Raw genomic sequence first — 1,043 nt, forward strand, 5'->3', positions numbered from 1 at the left:
CTCATGACGATCGCTGTAGGACGCGCGCCTCAGCGGGGATGGTTCGACGTCCTCGATGATTGGCTCAAGCGCGACCGCTTCGTTTTTGTCGGCTGGTCCGGCATCCTTCTCTTCCCAACGGCCTACCTGGCCATCGGTGGCTGGCTGACAGGCACCACCTTTGTCACCTCTTGGTACACCCACGGCATTGCCTCGTCGTACCTGGAAGGTTGCAACTTCCTCACCGCCGCTGTGTCCACCCCCGCTGATGCGATGGGTCACAGCCTTTTGCTGCTCTGGGGCCCTGAGGCCCAGGGCGACTTCGTTCGCTGGTTCCAGCTCGGTGGCCTCTGGGCCTTCGTGGCGCTGCATGGCGCCTTCGCTCTGATCGGCTTCATGCTGCGTCAGTTCGAAATCGCCCGTCTGGTCGGCATTCGTCCTTACAACGCCATCGCCTTCTCCGGTCCGATTGCGGTGTTCGTCAGTGTTTTCCTGATGTACCCCCTCGGCCAGAGCAGCTGGTTCTTTGCTCCCAGTTTTGGGGTGGCAGCGATCTTCCGCTTCCTCCTCTTCCTCCAGGGCTTCCACAACTGGACCCTGAACCCCTTCCACATGATGGGCGTGGCCGGCATCCTCGGCGGCGCACTGCTCTGCGCCATTCACGGCGCCACCGTGGAAAACACCCTGTTTGAGGATGGCGAGCAGTCCAATACCTTCAAGGCGTTCGAGCCCACCCAGGAAGAAGAGACCTATTCCATGGTCACCGCCAACCGCTTCTGGAGCCAGATCTTCGGGATCGCCTTCTCCAACAAGCGCTGGCTGCATTTCTTCATGCTGTTCGTGCCTGTGATGGGGCTATGGACCAGCGCCATCGGCATCGTCGGCCTGGCCCTCAACCTGCGCGCCTATGACTTCGTGTCTCAGGAAATCCGCGCTGCAGAAGATCCCGAATTCGAGACCTTCTACACCAAGAACGTCCTTCTGAATGAAGGTCTGCGTGCCTGGATGGCACCGGCTGACCAGCCGCACGAAAACTTCGTCTTCCCTGAAGAGGTTCTGCCCCG

General features: G+C 60.5%; 1 protein-coding gene. It reads left to right on the forward strand.

Going from position 1 to position 1,043, the window contains the following annotated elements; all coding sequences use genetic code 11:
- Positions 1-3 precede the first annotated feature (3 nt).
- The coding region (gene psbD, locus DXY16_RS00675) for a photosystem II D2 protein (photosystem q(a) protein) (RefSeq protein ID WP_115017685.1) at positions 4-1,043 on the forward strand (1,040 nt) is incomplete at its 3' end.

This window comes from Synechococcus sp. UW105 (genome assembly GCF_900473935.1).
GTDB lineage: Bacteria > Cyanobacteriota > Cyanobacteriia > PCC-6307 > Cyanobiaceae > Synechococcus_C.